General features: G+C 62.9%; 17 protein-coding genes. 8 read left to right on the forward strand and 9 right to left on the reverse strand.

Going from position 1 to position 18,988, the window contains the following annotated elements; genetic code table 11:
• Positions 1-39: 39 nt before the first annotated feature.
• The 8 genes from ACQKRQ_RS13000 to hypB all read left to right on the forward strand — a co-directional run bounded on the left by ACQKRQ_RS13000 (position 40) and on the right by hypB (position 7,199).
• Entirely contained in the window at positions 40-141 is a 102-nt protein-coding gene (locus tag ACQKRQ_RS13000; protein WP_408176547.1) for a DUF6893 family small protein, read from the forward strand.
• Positions 142-165: 24 nt separating this feature from the next.
• The gene (hypF, locus tag ACQKRQ_RS13005; RefSeq protein ID WP_427477345.1) at positions 166-2,577 is read left to right on the forward strand and encodes a carbamoyltransferase HypF; all 2,412 of its coding nucleotides are present in this window, start codon (positions 166-168) and stop codon (positions 2,575-2,577) included.
• A gap of 31 nt (positions 2,578-2,608) precedes the next feature.
• A complete protein-coding gene (locus ACQKRQ_RS13010) occupies positions 2,609-2,884 on the forward strand; it encodes a HypC/HybG/HupF family hydrogenase formation chaperone (RefSeq protein ID WP_132374323.1) in 276 nt (91 codons plus the stop codon).
• Positions 2,885-2,915: 31 nt separating this feature from the next.
• Positions 2,916-3,623 (forward strand): D-sedoheptulose-7-phosphate isomerase, encoded by a 708-nt coding sequence (locus ACQKRQ_RS13015; protein WP_427477347.1) that lies wholly within the window; start codon positions 2,916-2,918, stop codon positions 3,621-3,623.
• Positions 3,620-4,849 (forward strand): hydrogenase formation protein HypD, encoded by a 1,230-nt coding sequence (gene hypD / locus ACQKRQ_RS13020; protein ID WP_427477349.1) that lies wholly within the window; start codon positions 3,620-3,622, stop codon positions 4,847-4,849. Before ACQKRQ_RS13015 ends, hypD begins: the two co-directional genes overlap by 4 nt.
• The gene (gene hypE / locus ACQKRQ_RS13025; protein ID WP_427477351.1) at positions 4,846-5,928 is read left to right on the forward strand and encodes a hydrogenase expression/formation protein HypE; all 1,083 of its coding nucleotides are present in this window, start codon (positions 4,846-4,848) and stop codon (positions 5,926-5,928) included. The genes hypD and hypE overlap by 4 nt, the downstream gene beginning before the upstream one ends.
• A 21-nt stretch (positions 5,929-5,949) precedes the next feature.
• Positions 5,950-6,279, forward strand: coding sequence for a hydrogenase maturation nickel metallochaperone HypA (gene hypA, locus ACQKRQ_RS13030; RefSeq protein WP_427477352.1), 330 nt, complete (start codon positions 5,950-5,952; stop codon positions 6,277-6,279).
• A 203-nt stretch (positions 6,280-6,482) separates the two neighbouring features.
• Positions 6,483-7,199, forward strand: coding sequence for a hydrogenase nickel incorporation protein HypB (hypB, locus tag ACQKRQ_RS13035; protein WP_427477354.1), 717 nt, complete (start codon positions 6,483-6,485; stop codon positions 7,197-7,199).
• On the opposite strand, the gene icmH is transcribed toward hypB, so the two are convergent.
• The 9 genes from icmH to tssC all read right to left on the reverse strand — a co-directional run bounded on the left by icmH (position 7,183) and on the right by tssC (position 18,975).
• Entirely contained in the window at positions 7,183-8,388 is a 1,206-nt protein-coding gene (gene icmH, locus ACQKRQ_RS13040; protein WP_427477356.1) for a type IVB secretion system protein IcmH/DotU, read from the reverse strand. The two genes, hypB and icmH, sit on opposite strands and share 17 nt — an antisense overlap.
• Before the next feature lie 73 nt (positions 8,389-8,461).
• Positions 8,462-12,520 (reverse strand): type VI secretion system membrane subunit TssM, encoded by a 4,059-nt coding sequence (gene tssM / locus ACQKRQ_RS13045; RefSeq protein WP_427477357.1) that lies wholly within the window; start codon positions 12,518-12,520, stop codon positions 8,462-8,464.
• Positions 12,521-12,552: 32 nt separating this feature from the next.
• Positions 12,553-13,887, reverse strand: a complete 1,335-nt coding sequence (gene tssL, locus ACQKRQ_RS13050; protein WP_427477359.1) for a type VI secretion system protein TssL, long form — start codon at positions 13,885-13,887, stop codon at positions 12,553-12,555.
• 87 nt (positions 13,888-13,974) lie between these two features.
• Positions 13,975-15,321: a type VI secretion system baseplate subunit TssK gene (gene tssK, locus ACQKRQ_RS13055; protein WP_427477361.1), complete on the reverse strand. Its 1,347-nt coding sequence runs from the start codon at positions 15,319-15,321 to the stop codon at positions 13,975-13,977.
• A gap of 12 nt (positions 15,322-15,333) precedes the next feature.
• Positions 15,334-15,834, reverse strand: coding sequence for a type VI secretion system lipoprotein TssJ (gene tssJ, locus ACQKRQ_RS13060; protein ID WP_427477363.1), 501 nt, complete (start codon positions 15,832-15,834; stop codon positions 15,334-15,336).
• A 100-nt stretch (positions 15,835-15,934) separates the two neighbouring features.
• Positions 15,935-16,417 carry an Hcp family type VI secretion system effector gene (locus ACQKRQ_RS13065; protein ID WP_132374334.1) on the reverse strand — a complete coding sequence of 161 codons (483 nt, stop codon included), beginning with the start codon at positions 16,415-16,417 and terminating at the stop codon, positions 15,935-15,937.
• 46 nt (positions 16,418-16,463) lie between these two features.
• Entirely contained in the window at positions 16,464-16,949 is a 486-nt protein-coding gene (locus ACQKRQ_RS13070) for a DUF3828 domain-containing protein (protein WP_427477365.1), read from the reverse strand.
• A complete protein-coding gene (locus ACQKRQ_RS13075) occupies positions 16,949-17,350 on the reverse strand; it encodes a hypothetical protein (RefSeq protein ID WP_132374335.1) in 402 nt (133 codons plus the stop codon). The genes ACQKRQ_RS13070 and ACQKRQ_RS13075 overlap by 1 nt, the downstream gene beginning before the upstream one ends.
• Positions 17,351-17,481: 131 nt before the next feature.
• Entirely contained in the window at positions 17,482-18,975 is a 1,494-nt protein-coding gene (gene tssC, locus ACQKRQ_RS13080; protein ID WP_427477367.1) for a type VI secretion system contractile sheath large subunit, read from the reverse strand.
• Between the last annotated feature and the right edge of the window lie 13 nt (positions 18,976-18,988).

The following is an 18,988-nucleotide window of genomic DNA, read 5'->3' on the forward strand; positions in this document are numbered from 1 at the left end:
TCATGCATACGGTGTGAAACGATTGAAGCGGGAGACATCATGAAAGGATTTTTCAAGTACCTCTTGTTGCCGGCATTGGTGGTCGGCGTGTTGGCGAATATGAAGGACATCAAGCGCTATATCCGCATTCGCAACATGTAGGCGACAACGGCCAGGGAGATGGCGATGAGCACGCATGCACAGCCCGCCGGGCAGGGTTCGGCACAGCATCCGGCGGTCGTGGGACCGGTCGGCGAAGAGATCCGCGTGCGCGGACTGGTGCAGGGCGTCGGCTTCCGGCCGACCGTGTGGCGGCTTGCGCATGCCTGCGGCGTGGTCGGCGACGTGTGCAACGACAGCGACGGCGTGCTGATTCACGCATGGGGCGACGCGTTGATGCTGCAACGCTTCATCGACAGCCTGAGCGCCGAGTGTCCGCCGCTTGCGCGGATCGACGCGATCGAGCGGCATCAATTGAACGAGGCGGCGGAGGCCAACGACTTTCGTATCGTGCCAAGCGTGAGCGGCCATGTGCAAACCGGCGTCACACCCGATGCCGTCATCTGCGCCGACTGCGCGGCGGAAATCTCCGATCCGGCGAACCGCCGCTACCGCTACCCGTTTACGAATTGCACGCACTGTGGGCCCCGGCTGTCGATCATACAAGCGATTCCCTACGATCGCGCCAATACCACAATGGCGGCGTTCGTCATGTGCGACGCGTGTCGTGCGGAATACGACGATCCGGCCGACCGGCGCTTTCACGCGCAACCGGTTGCGTGCCCCGCATGCGGCCCGCGTGTCTGGCTGGAGAGCCGTGACGGCGCGCGCGTGAATGGCGACGACCCGTGCCGCGCGGCGAGCCTGCTGCTGCGGCACGGCGCGATCGTCGCGATCAAAGGCTTGGGCGGTTTTCAGCTCGCCTGCCATGCGAGCGATGAAACCGCGGTCGCACGTCTGCGGCGGCTAAAACGGCGCGAGCGCAAACCCTTCGCGCTGATGACGCGCGATCTGCAAGCCATGCGCCGGTATTGCACGCCGAGCGAGGCCGAATGCGCGCTGCTCGCGAGCGCCGGCGGACCCATCGTGATCATGTCCGCCGACGGCGCCGAATGCGTCGCGCCAAGTGTTGCGCCGGGCGTCGGCACGCTGGGCTTCATGCTGCCGTCCACGCCGCTGCATCGGCTGCTGACGGAGTCGATCGATTCCGCGCTGGTCGTGACGAGCGGCAACACCAGCGACGAGCCGCCGTGCATCGACAACGCGGACGCCCGCGCGCGTCTCGGCCGTATCGCCGATGTCTTCCTGATGCACGATCGCGACATTTCGCGCCGGGTCGACGATTCGGTGGCGCGCGTCGTGCGGGGTAGCGCGCAGATCGTTCGGCGCGCGCGCGGCTATGCGCCGGCGCCGCTGCTGTTGCCCGAAGGTTTCGCCGACACCCCCTCGGTGCTGGCGATGGGCGGCGAGCTCAAGAACACCTTCTGCCTTGCGCGCGATGCGCAAGCGATCGTCTCGCATCACATCGGCGATCTGGAAGACGCGCTGACGTATGCGGACTACCGCCGCGCGGTGGCGCAGTATCTGCGTTTGTTCGAATACGAACCGCAGGTGATCGCGCTCGACCTGCATCCCGAGTATCTGTCGCGCAAGATCGGCTACGAGCTCGCGCAAGCCTCGCAGATTCCCGTGGTCGAAGTGCAGCATCATCATGCGCATCTTGCCGCGTGCATGGCCGAAAACGGGGTCGCCTTCGATGCGTTGCCGATGCTCGGCGTCGCGCTCGACGGTCTCGGCTACGGCGACGACGGCACACTGTGGGGCGGCGAATTCATGCTGGCCGACTATCGCGGCTACACGCGTCTCGGCCGCTTCAAGCCGGTGGCGATGCCGGGCGGCACGCGCGCCATCGACGAGCCGTGGCGCAATGCCTACGCGCATCTGCGGGCTGCCTTCGACTGGTACGGATTTACGCGGCACTACAGCGGTCTGGAGATGCAGCAGTTCCTGAGCGGCCGTCCGCGCGCCGCGCTCGACTCGATGATCGCGCAGCGCGTAAACAGCCCGCTCGCAAGTTCGACGGGCCGCCTGTTCGACGCGGTGGCGGCCACGCTCGGCGTGTGCCGTGAGCGTGTGCTTTACGAAGGCCAGGCCGCGATCGAACTGGAGGCGCTGGTCGATCAGCACACGCTGCGCAACGATAGCGACGCGCATGCATACCCGTTCGAACTGACCAACACCGTGCCGGGTGGGTTGCGCTGCATCGAACCCCGGCCGATGTGGGAAGCCTTGCTCGACGATCTGCTGCGCTGCACGCCTGTGCCGGTGATCGCGGCGCGTTTTCACAAGGGCGTGGCGATTGCGATCGTGCGCATGGTGGAGTGTCTTGCCGACCTGCTGACCGGTCCGGCCGACGCACGCAGCGTCGCGCTATCGGGCGGCGTGTTCCAGAACCGCATCCTGTTCGAACAGGTGGCAACGCGCCTTGGCGAGGCGGGGTTTCGCGTGCTGACGCATCGCCAGGTGCCGGCCAACGACGGCGGATTGTCACTCGGGCAGGCGGTCATCGCGGCGGCGCGGCAGCGCGGCGAGGGTTGATGGTTCGCACGGGGGCAGAGAGGAGAGCGACATGTGTTTGGGCATCCCAGGGCAGATCGTCGAAGTGACGGATGCGGCGAACGATCTCGCGCTCGTCAACGTCGGCGGTGTCCGGCGCGTGATCAACATCGCGTTCGTGATCGATGAAGACCGGCCGGCGAGCGCGTGCGTCGGCGAATGGGTGCTGGTGCATGTCGGCTTTGCGATGAGCCGGCTCGACGAGCAGGAAGCGGCGCGCACGCTTGCGCTGCTGCACGAACTGGGCGTCGCGCAGGGCGAGATGGATGAGTTGCGCGGCGCGCCGTGAGCGCGCCGTCGTCAGCACACGGAGACCGGCCATGCCCGAACATGAATCGCTGCAAGCGTTGTATCCGTTCCTGCATGGCGCGCATCAGGATGCGGAGCGGCTCGACGCGGCCCTGCTCGAATCGGTGCGTCGCAAGGCGCAGGACAGCGTGGATGCGAAGACGCGTTTCTTCGAGGAAAGCGCGCCCGAGGTCGTGCGCGCGGCTCACGCCATTGCCGACGTGTATCGCCGTGGCGGCCGGCTCTTCGCGATGGGCAACGGCGGTTCGAGTTGCGACGCGGCGCATATCGCGGTCGAGTTTCTGCATCCGGTCACGACGGGACGTCCCGCGCTCACCGCCATCAATCTTGTCGCCGACATGGCCATGTTGACGGCGGTCGGCAACGACGTCGGCTTCAATCATATTTTCGTCCGGCAACTGGTCGCGCAGGCACGGCGCGGCGACGCGCTGATCGGCGTGTCGACGAGCGGCAATTCGGAGAACCTGCTGGCCGCGTTCGCAAAGGCCAAAGAGATGGAACTGCTGACCATCGGACTCTCCGGTCACGACGGCGGACGCATGGCCACGAGCGCCGCGCTCGATCATTGCCTCGTGGTGAGAAGCGACAGCATTCATCGCGTGCAGGAGACGCACGTCGCGATTTATCACATTCTGTGGGACCTCGTGCATACGCTGCTCGCCGACGACCGCGGCGGTCTCGGCGCTTCACCCACGACGGCCGCCGGAGGCGCGCCATGAAATACGTCGATGAGTTTCGCGACCCGGAGAAGGCGAAAACGCTCGCGAGGGAAATTCGCGCGCTGGTGTCACGCATCGAGCGCGCGAAGCAGAGGCCGCTGCAAATCATGGAAGTGTGCGGCGGCCACACTCACACGATTTTCCGCTACGGCATCCAGCAATTGCTGCCCGACGCCGTGGAGTTCGTGCACGGTCCCGGCTGCCCGGTGTGCGTGCTGCCGATGGGGCGCGTCGACGATTGCGTCGCGCTGGCGGAGCGTCCGGAAGTCATCTTCACGACGTTCGGCGACGCGATGCGCGTGCCCGGTTCGAAGAAAAGCCTGCTCAAGGCGAAGGCCGACGGCGCCGACGTGCGCATGGTTTATTCGCCGCTCGACGCATTGAAGATCGCGCAGCTCAATCCGCAACGCGAGGTGATCTTCTTCGGCCTGGGCTTCGAGACGACCATGCCGAGCACCGCGATGACCGTCTTGCAGGCGCACGCGCGAAAGGTCACGAATTTCTCGCTGTTCTGCAATCACATCACGATCATTCCGACCATCAAGGCGATTCTCGACTCGCCCGATTTGCACCTCGACGGCTTTCTTGGTCCGGGACATGTCAGCATGGTAATCGGCACGCGGCCGTATGACTTCATCGCGCGGCACTATCGCAAGCCGATCACGGTGGCGGGCTTCGAGCCGCTGGACGTGCTGCAATCGATGTGGATGGTGCTCAAGCAGATTGCGGATGGCCGCTGCGAGGTCGAGAACCAGTATGGGCGGATCGTGCCGGAGGATGGCAACGCGCAGGCTTTGTCGGCGGTCACGCGCGTGTTCGAGACGCGTGAGTTTTTCGAGTGGCGTGGACTCGGCTCGATCGATCATTCCGGCGTGCGGATGCGCGAGGCGTTTGCGGGATTCGACGCCGAGCGCAAGTTCGCGGTGCCGAACGTGAAGATCGCCGATCCGAAAGCATGTCAATGCGGCGAGGTGCTCAAGGGCGTGATCAAGCCGCATCAATGCAAGGTGTTCGGCACAGCGTGTACGCCGGACTCGCCGCTCGGCTCGCTGATGGTGTCGAGCGAAGGGGCGTGCGCGGCGTATTACAACTATGGGCGGATCGATACGTCGCGTATCGATGAACGGCGTGAAGCGCGGCAAGCGGCGCTTCAGGGCGGGGCGTGTCCTGGCGCGGCTAGCAGGGCCGATGTGCTTGGCGTGTCCACCGCGCGAGGTGGCCCATGAACGATCGCGCTTCTACTTCGATCAAAGCCAGCGCGCCGCATCGCGTGCGCGACGCGACCGTCAATCTGGCGCATGGCAGCGGTGGCCGTGCGATGCGCGATCTGATCGAAGACGTGTTCGTGTCGAGCTTCGACAATCCCACGCTCGCGGCGCTGGAAGATCAGGCCGTCTTCGCGCTGGCCGATCTCGCCGCGCACGGCGACCGGCTCGCTTTTACAACCGATAGTTACGTGGTCGATCCGCTATTCTTTCCGGGCGGCGACATCGGCACGCTGGCCGTGTCCGGGACGGTGAACGACCTGGCGGTGTGTGGCGCGACGCCTTTATACCTATCGTGCGCCGTGGTGATCGAGGAGGGGTTCTCCGTCGATCTTCTGCGCCGCGTCGCGGCGAGCATGCAGCGCGTCGCGCTCGAAGCGGGCGTCGCGATCGTCACGGGCGACACGAAAGTGGTGGAGCGCGGTTGCGCCGACAAGCTGTTCATCAACACCACGGGCATTGGCGTGGTGCGCCGCGATGTCTCGATTTCGGCGCGCAACGCGCGTCCGGGCGACGTGGTGATCGTCAACGGCTGTCTCGGCGATCACGGCGCCGCGATTCTGGTGGCGCGTCAGCAGCTTGCACTCGAAGCCGACATAGAGAGCGATTGCTGTCCTCTCAACAGCCTGATCGCGGCAATGCTCGACGCGTGTCCGCAGATCCACTGTCTGCGCGATGCGACGCGCGGTGGTGTTGCGACCGTGCTGAATGAATTCGCGCAAAGTTCGAACGTGACGATACGGCTCGATGAAGCCGCGCTGCCCTTGCGTGAACAGGTGAAGGGCGCGTGCGAGATTCTCGGCCTGGACCCGCTGTATCTGGCCAATGAAGGCAAGCTGGTGGCCGTCGTGCCCGCGAACGCCGCCGAACGCGTGCTGGCGGCCATGCGCGTGCACCCGGTGGGACGCGAGGCGGCGGTGATCGGTACGGTTGAACGGAACGAGGCGGAGGCGAATGGACTAGTCGTGATGCGGACCGTGTTCGGCGGGCAACGCATTGTCGATATGCTGGTGGGCGAGCAACTGCCGCGCATCTGTTGAGCGGGCAACCGGGAGTGCGCCGTGCACGAGTTGAGTATTGCGAACAGCGTCGTCGAGATTTGCGCGGAACAGGCGCACGGCGCGCGCGTGCGGCGCGTGACGCTGGAGATCGGGCAACTGTCGGCGGTGATGCCGGAGGCGATCCGGTTTTGCTTCGACGTGTGCGCGAAGGATACGGCGGTGGAGGGCGCGACGCTCGAGATCGTCGTGATGCCGGGCGAGGCGCGCTGTCTCACATGCGGAGCGACGCTCGCGGTCAACCTGCCATTTGGGCAATGCGCGTGCGGCAGCGGGAATCTCGAACTGGTTTCCGGTCAGCAGTTGAAGATCCGGCAGATGGAGGTGGTGTGATGTGTACGACATGCGGATGCTCGAATACGCGGAGTGCGGCAGTGACCGATCTGGATGAGGCGGTGGAGGCGGGGGCTCAGTCTCAGGGGACAACCGCAGGTGCGCGCTCGGCCGGAACTGCCTATCGGCGAGTCAGCTCGAATCATCTTGTGGGTGTCAGTGCGCATTCGCATTCACACTCGCACAGCCATCACGATGATCATGTGCACGATCAAGGAGATGTCCACCACCATCACGAACATCACCAGGAACACGGACACAGCACTTCGATCAACCTCGAACGCGACATCCTGGCCAAAAATCAGCTACTGGCCGAACGCAATCGCGGCTGGCTAGCCGGCCGTTCGATCCTGGCGCTGAACCTGATGAGCTCGCCGGGCGCCGGCAAGACGACATTGCTCGAAAGAACGATCCGCGATCTGGGTAACGCGTTCCCCCTAACGGTGATCGAAGGCGATCAGGCCACGCTCAACGACGCCGAGCGGATTCGCGCAACCGGCGCGCGCGTGGTGCAGATCAACACCGGCACCGGGTGCCATCTCGACGCGGAGATGGCGTCGAGAGCCTTGACGCAACTTGACCCGCCGCTGCATTCGGTGGTGATGATCGAAAACGTCGGCAACCTGGTGTGTCCCGCGCTATTCGATCTCGGTGAAGCCGCCAAGGTATTGATTCTTTCGGTGACTGAAGGCGAGGACAAGCCGATCAAGTATCCGCATATGTTCCGGGCGTGTTCCTTGTTGTTGCTCAGCAAGATCGACTTGTTGCCGCATTTGCGCTTCGATGTGGAGCGGTGCATCGAGTATGCGAAGCGTGTCAATCCACAAATGCAGATTCTTCAGGTGTCGGCGCAGAGCGGGGAGGGCATGGAAGCGTGGTATGGGTGGCTGCGCAGCCGCGCTGCTACTGCGTCACCGTGATCTCGACGCGCCGGTTTTTCATCCGGCCGTGAGGCGTGTCGTTGGCTGCAATCGGTTCCTCATCGCCTTTTCCTGTTGCAATGACACGATCAGACGGCAGACCCGCTGCGAGCAATATCTGCATGACCTGTTTCGCGCGCTCTTCGGACAGAGTCTGGTTGGACGCCAGCGAAGACCTTGCGACCGGCAAACTGTCCGCATACCCTATGACCCGCAACGTTACCGGCATCCGGGCAACTTCTCTTCCCACGATGGCGATCAGCGGCGCAACCCAGGCGTTCACACTTGTCTCGCCCGGCAGAAACATGTCGTCAAAGCGAAGCTTAATGGTTCCCTGCCGGGCATTTTCCATCAGGCTGACCGTGCCGGCCGCAATCTCGTTCTTCAGAAGATCAGCCAGATTTCCCGCCAGTACATCAGCTGGCTTTGCGAGTCGAGCCGGTCGCGGCTCATCAACTCTGGTGTGGAAACCGGCGTAGGTGACGAGATCGAGCAGCGCGGCAAGCACGAGGGCGAGCGCAACCCGCAGATACGCCTTGCGTCTTGGCGCTGCTGCCACGAGCCTGACCTCCGGATCGACGTGGTCGCGCGGCGACGGAGTGAAGGCGCAGGCAGCGACTGCGGTATGAGCAAGACGCGCGGGTGCTGATCGGTTCGTTGTCGCGGCCGCGTTGTGAAGCTGCCTGCGAACCGCTTCGAGTTCGGCCTGCCCATTCGACGCGAACCGGTACCGTCCCTTGAAGCCGAGGTCCAGCACCTTCTGGATCACCTCGATCAGGTCACGATGTTCGAGCGGATCAAGCATGGCCTGCTCGATGATCGCATAGACCCGGTCGCCGCCCTGGCGATCTCCGCCGAACGCAACGGCGAGGCTATGCGTCGTCCATTCCATACCAGTCGACAAGCCTTTGCCCCAGGCAGTTTGCATGGCGGCTTCGTCCAACGCCGAACACAGGCAATAACGCGTGTTCTGAACGTGATCGGGGCGAAGACGGAGTTCGGCGCAGGCTTTGTCGAATACCCTGACTTCATGCGAGAGCCACCTGTAACGCATTTCGACGGCCCGGCCGTCGAGTACCACGGGCGTATCGGCCAGTGCGTCGAGCAAAGGGCGCGCGGCTTCGAGAAGCGGATTTGCCGCGGCCTCAGCCGCCTCGACACGCGTGCGAATCGGCGGCGATGCGGGCATGCGTGGTTGCGTGGGCAAAATGGCCGGACCGGATGTCGATGTCATGTGCATTCCCCGGATGTCGCGTGCGAGTTCAATGAGGCGTGCCCGGCGCCGCAGCCGGAGCGCCCGGCGGCAATCCCGCCGGCGGCCCGCTGTCGGTGAGGGTGAACACCGGCATCGAGCTCGGGCATCGGAATGTTTTCAGCACATCGCTCGTCAGGGGATTGGAAACGCTGCTTACACCGGCGATATCGAGTACGGCTTTGCGGCCGTCGAAATCGAATGCGACACGTATGCGTCCGGGTGTCGTGGTATCGACGACCTGCCCTTTCTGGACCAGCCGCATCAGCGCCCACGGACCGTCCGCTGTGATCGTCGAACTCTCCGGCCGGATGCGCGGCTCGGCCATCATCTCCGCGTGCACGCCGCCGCGAGGTCCTGGCCAGGCCACCGGGAACGACGCAACCGGCCCATGCTGATAGAGCGTCGTCTGGCCGTCGATGTCGACCATCAGACCGGTGATCGTCGGATCGAGTTCAGGAATCCGGATATCCGCCTTCCAGGACAACTGCTTCTGATCTGGATCGCCAAAGAAGATGTCGCGAATGGTCTTGGCATGCTGGAAGGGTTCGAGGTCCGGACCTTGGACGGGTTCGGTGGCGCCAGCCAGCGTCTTGTAGCGCCATGGTTTTGCCGAGGTGTCGACGAATGCCGAGAGCGTCTTCGTGAAGAAATCGTCAATGACGCCACCTTGTGCGAAGACGCGCGTGAAGTCATCGATACGGACATCGCGCTTGCTGTCGGCTGCGAACGGATAGTTGCCCTCGATCGTCAGCCGGCAGGTGTCGCCGACCACCGCCTGCATCTGTCGCGACAACAATTGGCCAATGCCCTGATTCACCTCGCGCGAGCCGTCCCCCGCCAGCGCCAGCAATACGGCGCGAAACGGAGCCGGCATCGTGTTGGCGGTCATCTTGAGTTTGGACGCCGTGTCGCTTGCCGGTGGCATGCTGTTGTTGGCGATGGCGTTGTCGGCGACAGTCAGCGATGTGTAGTAGTCGTTCAACAAGCTCGCGACACCGTCGAGACCGGTCTTGCCGGCCTGCGCAGTGGCTGCTTGCGGTGCGGCCTGTCCGTCCGCGTTGCCCGTGACGACCTCGCGCAGCGCGGCGAAGTGGCTATCGACCAGCTCGCGTTCGATGATTTCCGAAGCCCGTATCCCGAGCGTCTTGTCCGCCTTCTGGCTTAGCTGGTCAGCCGCCTTTTGCAGCAGAGAGCCGTCCGCTGCCGCGATGGGTTGCGTCAGCGTGGTCTCGCGCACCGCTGCGCGCGCCAGGCGGGCAAGCGGTGAATCAGGCGCCGCAAAGCTGCGCAGCACCTGCAGATTGAACTGCAGACTGGTGCCGTTCACTGTACGGATGTCACCGAGAAACGCGTCCCACAGTTGTGCGTATTCCGTCAGATACTGCCGGCGGATGGCATCCGTCAGCGGGTCGTCAGCGCCGCTCACGGCGCCTACGAATTCAGATGTTTTTTTTTGAGCCTCGCCGAGATAGGAGCGACCCATCACCCACGCATCGTCGTCGCGTGCGGCCTCCACGAACTCAGGCAGCCGCTTGTCGAATAGATGCCGGTATCCGTCGAAGGTGAACAGTCCAGGCACGCCACGCGACAGCGGCGCGCCGCTCGCCCGCGTGAAGACGAGTCCGGCTTGCGGCCCGACCGAGCGGATCAACGAGAATTCGTCGGGCGCTTCCTTTTGCATCGCCGTCTTGGCCCGTTCGTACAGACGCCCGGTTGCATTGCTGCCGTCGAGAAACGAGCGGGCCTGCTGGACCAGTGAATCGTTGCGGATCAACGGCGACTGGACCACGCGGCTTCCTGAAAAGAGCTGCTGTACGTGGTCGACCATCGAGGCCCGGCCGCCGAAGGCCGTTGCGCTATCCGTATTCGCCCAGTCGTTGAGCACCCAGGCCTTCACGTCGTCGGCGTTGAATTTCGCCTTGTCGTAGAGCATCAGGTAGACGCGCAGCGCGTCGTAGGCCGCCTTCGAATCCTTGTTGGCCACCGCCTGCGAGATGACGTCCTCCACACGCTTGACGATCTGCGGCAGCAGCAGGTTGTCCTCGAGCACGTCGTAGGTGCGACGGCTCTCAGTGACGACGTCAGGCGCGGTGTAAAGGCCGAAACGAAATGCGCTATCCGGGTCCGACAGGTCGAGCCTCGGGAAGGTCGGCAGGTAGCGTGCCTCGGTGAGCGTATCGGGGATCGCCTCGGGTTTCGGCTCCTTGTACAGTTGCGCGACCTTCGCGGCCAGCGCCTGGGTCTTGCGGCTGATGATGGAGAGATAGTCGCTGTTGTTGCCGAAGCTCAGGCGCAGGCCGATGGCCAGCCATGCGAACAGCAGCACGGCGAGGGCATGGCCGATGAGCCGCAGGAGACGGAAACGGAATTCCCAGCGCAGATTGGGTCGCACCAGCTGCGCCTCGGCGAACACGACTTTCGTGAGCAGATCGTGCAGGAAGTAGCTCTGGTTGCCGGCCGGTCTCGACGCGCGTGTGCCCAGTACCCGATCGAGCGACGCCGACAGCCGCTGCGCGATAGTCCGCCGCTCGGCCACAAGTGTGCCGCCTGCCTGGATCGCGCTGGTGAAATAGACGCCGCGCAGAGTGGCGTGAAGTTGGGTATCGTCGTAACGCGAGTCGAGGAAGACGCGTTCGACCAGCTCGCCGAGCGGTCGGGACAGTGCGGCGAACTCTTCAGATAGCGCGACAAGCTGCCGGCGTCGGGTGGCATCGAACTCGTCCTGCAAGCGCGTGTTGACGCCGTCGGCCAGACGATTTGCCAGCAAGCCGAGTTCCTCGTCGCAGCGAGTCCGAACTCCTTCCGCCGCAATGGTCTCCTTGCCGTAGGGAAGCGTAAAACCCCAGGACTGGGCACGTCCCTCCGCTGGCAAGGAAGCAAAGTATTCGTTGAAGCCGGTCAGCCGGTCCATTTTGGTCACGACCAGATAGACCGGAAAACGGATGCCGAGCGCTTGGCGCAGCTCCGCGAGACGTCCGCGCAACGCAGCCGCTTCGGCCATGCGCGCGCTGTCGTCGAGACTCGTCAGCACGGCGAGATCCAGCGTCAGTAGTGCGCCGTTGATCGGTGCGCGAGGCCGGTGCTTGCGCAGCATCGCCAGAAAGCCGAACCACTCGGCCGCATCCATTTTCTCGTGCAACGGGCCAGAGGCGGGATGGACCGTGGCGGAAGCCGTAGCGGCAGCGGGCTGCACCGGGAGAGCCACGACCGATTTGTCCTTGTCGTGCGCGCTTTCGCTCTTTGACGTGGCATCCGTCCTGTCGGCAGATTTCCTTCCGGCAGTAGCGACCGTCGACAACAGCCGGCTGTGTTGCGAGGTGCCGTGACGGGTGTAGTGGCCCGCGGTATCGATCAGCACCGCGTCGTTGGTGAGCCACCAGTCGACGGACTCGGTGCCGGCAAGGGCGCCCACGGTACGCTGCATCTGGCCTGCGACCGGAAACGACAGACCGGCATTGAGCAAGGCGGCCGTTTTCCCCGAACCCTGCGAGCCGAGCGTGATGTACCACGGCAGTTCGTACAGGTAGCGCTTGCCCTGAAACAGGCGTCCGATGCCGCGTGCTCCGGTGCGCATTGCCTTCAGCCGCGCCAATGCGCCCGATACGATCGCCTGCACTTTTTCCAGCTGCGCCGCAGCCGGCGATGCTTCTTTTGCGCCACCGAAGTCGAGCAGGCTCTTGAGGAATTGCGCGTCGGTGCGCATTCTCTGCCAGAGCCGCAAAGTCCAGTACACGGCGAAGATCGCCAGCACGACTGCAATGGCGATCACGCGTGCCGATGCGGGCACGAACGGCTGTTCGCGCCCGAACGCGAGGAGCGGCGACGCATACCAGATGAGCAGGCACAGTAGCGCCACGAACATCACGCTGGTGGACCAGCCGGCTAGCCACAGCAGCACTCCGCCCAGCATCAGTCCGATCACCAGCACACGCATCCCGACGGTTGCGAGCGGCTTCAGCCCACCGAACGCAACAAGGGGACCGACAAACCAGATCACCAGCGCGACAACCAGCAGCGCGACAAAGGCAAGAAACTGGCGCGATACCAGAAACGACAACTTCTTCATGCTTGAATTTCCCGTGTGTCCTGGTTGGCCCGTTATTGCGCGACCGTGATTTCGACGCGGCGATTCTGCGCGCGGCCCTGCACGGTTGCGTTATCGCCTATCGGATCGGCGTCACCCCTTCCTACTGCTTCGAGCCGGGCCGCCGGCACGCCCGCGGTCTGAAGCATCTGCATGATCTGGGTGGCGCGCTCCTCGGACAAGGCTTCGTTCGACGCGAACTGGCGGCTCTTTATCGGCAGGTTATCGGTGTAACCCAGCACCGTTACCTTGCCCGGTACCTTGACGATTTCGCCCGCGATCTTCGTGACCAACGGCGTCATCGACGTCTTCACCGCCGCGGCGCCCGGCGGGAACATCGAATCACCGCGGAACGTCACTGAACTGTGATGCGCGTCTTCGTCGACGCTCACGGTGCCCGCGGCAATCTCGTTCTTCAGCAGTTCCTTGAGATGAAGTGCGGGCGGGGCAGGCGGGGGCGTCATGCGCCCGATGTCGGCGATCTGTTTTTGCACCTCGGCACTGCGGTTCAGCAGTTCGTATTTGAAATAGCCGAACAGACCGATCAGGATGACTGATAGAACGGCAAGCGTGATCCATACCGGGAAGTCGAAGAACGACACGCGCTTGCCCGTCACATCCGATTGCCAGTGAGGTGATAGTGCGACGGCCAGGCTCCCGCGCTGCGACATGATCTCGTTGTAGATGCGCTGACGCACGGTTTCGTGTTTGCGTCGGCCATCCGCCTCGTAGCGGTAGCGACCTTCGAAGCCGAGGCTAAGAATCCGGTAAATGAGTTCGAGCAGGTCGAGATGTTCCTGCGACTCGCTCATCAACCGCCCGACCAACAGATAGACTTTGGTGCCGCCCTGGCGATCCTCGTGGAAAAGCGTGGCAAGACCGTTGGTATTCCATTCGACGCCGGTTTCACCGCCTTTTCCCCATACCGTTTGCATCGCGGCTTCGTCGAGTGCCGTGCACAGGCAATAGCGTGCGCCGAGCATGTGATCGCGCCGGATACTGATCTGATCGCAGAGCTTCTGGAAGCCCCGCACTTCTTGCTCCAGCAAGACTCGCAACTGATCTATTCCGTCCTTTTCCAACTGATCGGGCAAGTCCGCCAGCGCCCGCAATAGCGGGCGAGCTGCCTCGAGCAGCGGATTGCGGGCCGCTCTGATGGCGGCAAGGCGCTCCGCAGTCGATTCCCCCTGCGGCACATCTCGATGAAGAGACGCTCCGGACGCTGCCGCGCCCGCGCTCCGGGAAGACTGTCCTCCTGGTGCGGAACGCGGGACGGTGCTCTGAATGCCGTCTTGATCGCCTGGCCACCGGTCACGCTCGCCCGAACGGTTCGCTACGTCTGAATTCACTGGTTTACCTTTTTTCTCTGCAATTTCGTCGCGCCTTCTGATCTCAGGCACGAGCAGCTCCAGCTGCCCGATAGCGGCTGATGTGTGCTAGCCGCGCACGCCCCACAGTTCGAGCTTCAGCGACGGGAAATCACCGGCGACATGCAGGGCGAGGCCGCCGTGCCGCGCGACTTCTTCCCACAATGGGCCGCTGCGCGAGAGTTCGTAGTACACGAAGCCCGCGTTGAACGGGATCTGTCGCGGCGGCACCGGCAGCGCCTGCAGCGCGATGCCCGGCAAGTGGCCGCGCACCAGGTCCGGCAACCGTTCAGAGGGACCGGCTTTCGCCTGGGCGGCGAACTGTTGCTGGAGCAGATCCGGCGGCATTGCGGCGTGCACTGCGAGCACGACTGCCGTGAAGCCGCGCATGTCGACCGGATCGACCACCGCGTTGCGCATCCCATGTCCCTGTTCTTTCAGCACGATGCTTTGCGCGCTGCGCACCAGCACCGCGTTGAGTAACAGGTGCGTGTCATCCACCACGGGCTTCAGGCAAAGATGCGGTGTGGTGTGCTGGTAGGCTGGATGGGAGTCGAGCGGGCGGCGGCTTTCGGGACGCACGTAGGTCGACAGTTCTCCTGCCATGCTCAGCAGCAGCGCGTACAGATCGGCCGGCGACGTGGTCGGTACCCGGCGCAGATGCTGAAGCAGAGGCTCGTAACGGTTAAGCGTCTGCAACAGCAGATAGTCGGACACTTCGGCGGTCGTGCCGGCTTTGCCGTCGCCGCCGGTCAGCCGTGTAGCGAGGGCGGTTGCGCGCAGGCGCGTGAGTTCGTGAATCTTCGCGAGCCAGCTCGTGAGCAGGTCGCTCGCCCCGAAGCCGGCCACCGGCGGAATCAATGTGTCGTCCAGAACGATGCTGCTATCCGCGTGAATCGTCTTGACGCGTGTCAGCGCAAGTCCGATCCATGCATCGGTCAATTCCTTTTCCGGCACGAGTCGCAGGCGCAGATTCGACAACTGCACGGTCTTCGGCCCTTGTCCGATCGAATTGGTGTCGCGCAGGTCGGTATCGAATACGACGTTGCGGGCGAGCGAGTCAGCGGCGTTGTCGAAAGTCGTCTCTTCGCCGTTCGGCACACGGACAGGCACGGCGAGGTAGATCAACTGATCCAGGTGTTCCGCGCGGATGGTGAGCGGCGCAGGCGGGGGAGTGCTGCCGGGCGTATCGAATGGCGTGCCGTCGGCGAACACGCCGCTGGCCGATTTCACGATCACCTTGCCTAACGCCAGCGCCTCGGTATCGAGGCTGTAATGACTGAAGCCGAAGAAGAACGGCGAGAGCGTTGCTGCGCGCTTGTGCGCATAGTGTTCGAGATACCGTTCCTGTTGCTGAAAAAGCTGTGGGCGCAGAAAGAGCCCCTCGCTCCAGACGACCTTGTTGTGCCAGCTCATGCGTTCATTCCACTATTTGGTCTCGGTAATCTTGATTGCGTTGGGTTCAAGATTGATGGTCAGTTTGAGTTTTGGCGAGGCGCGGTACCACGCCGCATCCGGCGCCGCCGGCAGCGGATAGACCGCGCGCCATACCGAGTTGGGCAGATCCCGGTAGGCCGCCAGGATACCGACGCTGGTGGTTGCGGGATCGGCCCTGGTCTTGATGGATTTGCTCTCGCCAGGCCGCAGCTGGAATTGCTGGCGGGTGACGAGATCGTCCGCGAGAGCGGTCTTGTCTTTGTCCTGCAATGAAAAAAAGTCGGCGGAATTGAACACGCCGTCGGTTTTCAATTCATAGATCCGTACGACAATCGGCGCCGCGCGCTTCTGATCGTCGGGATTGACGCCGGCGGATGCGACGACCGACAGTTCGAGCTTGACGGGCTCCTTCGCCATTTTGGGATCGCTGCTGACGCACGCGGTCAGCGTGGATGCAAAAGCGAGAGCAATAACGTTGATGAAGAGGCGCATTAGGCAACGCAAAATGAGGCGCGATAGAAACGCCGCGGGAAGCAAACCGGAAAGGCCCAGGCGGGCCAGGACCTGCCCGGGCGACTGTTGGCAGGACGGCTTAAGCCTCCTTATTGCCCTTGATGTCGAAGGCGGCCGTCACGGCGCCGCCGCTACCGCCTTGCGCGTTCTGTACGACGTATTCCTGCTTGACCTTGGCAAACGAAAGCCGGACGTGTTCGTGAATGCCTTCGTCGGAGTTGCTGCCGGACGGATGAACCTGAGTCACGATCACGTCACTCATCGTGATCTTCAGATATTCGAGCGGGTTGCCACCGGCTTTGCGGACAACCAGCACAGCCTGGTCGACGTGCTTGCCGGTCAGGCAGTACTTCATCAGGTTCGGGCTCGCCCGGTCCACGAGGTGTTCGAACTCGAGGTCCTCGACGGTGGCCTTGCCGGCGCCGCCACCCGAACCAGCGTGCATGTTCGCTTGCTGCGACACGCGCCAGCCCCAGCTCCTCACCTCGATCTCGTTCTTGTGCGACGAGTCGGGCGACTCGCCATCAATGCCGTTAATCTTGAGAAAAATGTCTTGTGCCATCTAAAGCTCCTTGGTGTTAAACATCTACAACCTGGTTTCACAACAACTACCTGACCAAATCAGCAATCTCTGCCTGTAGTGCGTCACGGAGGCTGCGCCGATCATCACTGCCCCTGATATCGTCGATAAGCCATTTGCCACGAACCCACACCAGATCGAGCTCCACCTTGTTCGGTTTCCTGAAGTTCGTAAATGAAACGACGGCCTTTGCTTTTTGGCGCTTCGCCACCGTGACTTCAATGCCGGTCGTCTTCACGTCGAAGTCCTGACAACGGCAAATCGGATCCATGTCCAGATAGCCGGCCTCGCCCTTCAATGCCCGCTGATCTTTCCTGATCAACTGCAGGAGCGATGGCGAGGCAATGGCGTGAGAGCCCGCCGCCTCAATGCGGGGAGGATCGCCGTTGAACGTGTAGGCGCTGTAGACGGTTTGCAGAAACCGCTGCGCTGACGCGGCGCTTTGTGCAAATGCCGGCTGCATGCTCAGAACAGCCCATGCGATCAGCGCCAATACGCAGGCTCGCAATCGCATCACTGTTCTCCCTGCCACCGGTACACCTTGTACGCGGGCTTGTTCTGGCGATAGCCGGGACCGCTCCACATGTCGTTCTGGCGGAAATCGGAAACCCACCGCTGACCGTTGTACATGGTGATATGGCCGGCGATATTGCCGCCTGGGTAAGACTGAATGACGGCGATATCCCCTTTGCGCGGCGTAATGAGGTCACTTGCCGACACCTCGACAAAACCGCGCGTGCGCAGAACGGGGCCGTAGTTCTTCGCCAACTCGACCGCCGGCCCTCGAGGAATGACGATTCCGCCGGCCGCAATCGCTTGCCTGACGTAGGACGCGCATCGGCCAAGGGAGTCCGCATGTGCGTGAGCATTGAGATGCGCTACGGCTGCATCGACATCGTAATTTTCATCGGCCATATCAACGCCTTGAATCGGAAAAAAACGGTAAAGAATCACGAACGACGAGCTGGTCCGTGCCTGGACGCACGGCTGGTTTCGGACAGCAGACATGCCGTGCATTCAGGGGGACCTACTCGCAAACGTATCGATTAAGCCGCTTCCTTGATGGACGGCAGTTTCGCGACGAGACGCAAGGACACCGTCAGGCCTTCGAGCTGGAAGTGCGGGCGCAGGAAGAATTTCGCCTGGTAATAACCGGGGTTGCCTTCCACTTCTTCCACGACGACTTCGGCCGCGGCAAGCGGGCGTCGCGCCTTGGTTTCCTGCGATGAGTTGGCAGGATCCGCGTCGACGTAGTGCATGACCCACTCGTTCAGCCAGCGCTGCATTTCCTCGCGCTCCTTGAACGCGCCGATCTTGTCGCGCACGATGCACTTGAGGTAATGCGCGAAGCGCGAGCAGGCGAACAGATACGGCAGGCGCGCGGACAAATTCGCATTCGCGGTGGCGTCCGCGTCGTGGTATTCGGCCGGTTTCTGCAAGGACTGCGCACCGATGAAAGTGGCGTGATCGGTATTCTTGCGGTGGATCAGCGGGATGAAACCGTTCTTCGACAACTCGGCTTCGCGCCGGTCCGAGATGGCGATCTCGGTCGGGCACTTCATGTCGACGCCGCCGTCGTCGGTGGGGAATGAATGACACGGCAGATTGTCGACCGTACCTCCGGATTCGACGCCGCGGATCAGCGAGCACCAGCCATACAGCTTGAACGAACGATTGATGTTCACACCCATCGCATAGGCCGCGTTGGCCCACGCGTAACGGCGGTGGTCGGAGCCGTTGGTGTCTTCTTCGAAGTCGAATTCGTCAACGGGATTGGTCTTCGCGCCATAGGGCAGGCGGGCGAGGAAACGGGGCATCGCGAGACCGACATAGCGCGCGTCTTCGCTATTGCGCAGCGAGTTCCACGGCGCGTACTCGAGATTCTGAGTGAAGATCTTGGTCAGGTCGCGCGGGTTGGCGAGTTCTTGCCACGATTCCATCTGCAGCACCGAGGGCGACGCGCCGGAGATGAACGGCGTGTGCGCCGCCGCGGCGACTTTGGCGATCGAGCCGAGCAGATCGACGTCAGGCGGCGTATGGTCGAAATAGTAGTCGGCCACCAGGCAGCCATAAGGCTCGCCACCAAGCTGGCCGTACTCTTCTTCATAGATCTGCTTGAAGAGCGGGCTCTGATCCCAGGCGATGCCTTTATAGCGTTTCATCGTGCGGCGCAATTCGTCTTTCGACACGTCCATGAAACGGATCTTCAGACGCTCGTCGGTTTCCGTGTTCGAAACCAGATGGTGTACGCCGCGCCAGGCGGACTCCAGTTTCTGGAAGTCGTCATGATGCAGAATCAGGTTGATCTGCTCGGAAAGCTTGTGATCGATCTGAGCGATGATCGCCTCGATGCTCTTGTAGGCGTCGTCGCTGATCGTGGCCGCTTGCAGCAGCGCCTGTTCGGCGAGCGTCTGCACGGCGTGTTCGACGGCCTCGCGGGCCTGTTCGGTTTTTGGCCTGAATTCCTGGTTGAGCAGTTGGGTAAAGTCGGACTGCGTGTGTACTTCCGCGGTGGCCGCGTGCATTGGTTGTTTTGCCATGTTTTGTCCTCTG

Origin of the sequence: Paraburkholderia sp. NPDC080076 (genome assembly GCF_050281145.1) — a bacterium.
In the GTDB taxonomy this organism is placed as follows: Bacteria; Pseudomonadota; Gammaproteobacteria; order Burkholderiales; family Burkholderiaceae; genus Paraburkholderia.

Bases quoted from the DNA above. Each gene is read 5' to 3' on its own strand.
- ACQKRQ_RS13000 (WP_408176547.1), top strand. From the start codon at position 40: ATGAAAGGATTTTTCAAGTACCTCTTGTTGCCGGCATTGGTGGTCGGC.
- hypF (WP_427477345.1), top strand. From the start codon at position 166: ATGAGCACGCATGCACAGCCCGCCGGGCAGGGTTCGGCACAGCATCCG.
- ACQKRQ_RS13010 (WP_132374323.1), top strand. From the start codon at position 2,609: ATGTGTTTGGGCATCCCAGGGCAGATCGTCGAAGTGACGGATGCGGCG.
- ACQKRQ_RS13015 (WP_427477347.1), top strand. From the start codon at position 2,916: ATGCCCGAACATGAATCGCTGCAAGCGTTGTATCCGTTCCTGCATGGC.
- hypD (WP_427477349.1), top strand. From the start codon at position 3,620: ATGAAATACGTCGATGAGTTTCGCGACCCGGAGAAGGCGAAAACGCTC.
- hypE (WP_427477351.1), top strand. From the start codon at position 4,846: ATGAACGATCGCGCTTCTACTTCGATCAAAGCCAGCGCGCCGCATCGC.
- icmH (WP_427477356.1), bottom strand. From the start codon at position 8,388: ATGCCCGCATCGCCGCCGATTCGCACGCGTGTCGAGGCGGCTGAGGCC.
- tssM (WP_427477357.1), bottom strand. From the start codon at position 12,520: ATGAAGAAGTTGTCGTTTCTGGTATCGCGCCAGTTTCTTGCCTTTGTC.
- tssK (WP_427477361.1), bottom strand. From the start codon at position 15,321: ATGAGCTGGCACAACAAGGTCGTCTGGAGCGAGGGGCTCTTTCTGCGC.
- tssJ (WP_427477363.1), bottom strand. From the start codon at position 15,834: ATGCGCCTCTTCATCAACGTTATTGCTCTCGCTTTTGCATCCACGCTG.
- ACQKRQ_RS13065 (WP_132374334.1), bottom strand. From the start codon at position 16,417: ATGGCACAAGACATTTTTCTCAAGATTAACGGCATTGATGGCGAGTCG.
- ACQKRQ_RS13070 (WP_427477365.1), bottom strand. From the start codon at position 16,949: ATGCGATTGCGAGCCTGCGTATTGGCGCTGATCGCATGGGCTGTTCTG.
- ACQKRQ_RS13075 (WP_132374335.1), bottom strand. From the start codon at position 17,350: ATGGCCGATGAAAATTACGATGTCGATGCAGCCGTAGCGCATCTCAAT.
- tssC (WP_427477367.1), bottom strand. From the start codon at position 18,975: ATGGCAAAACAACCAATGCACGCGGCCACCGCGGAAGTACACACGCAG.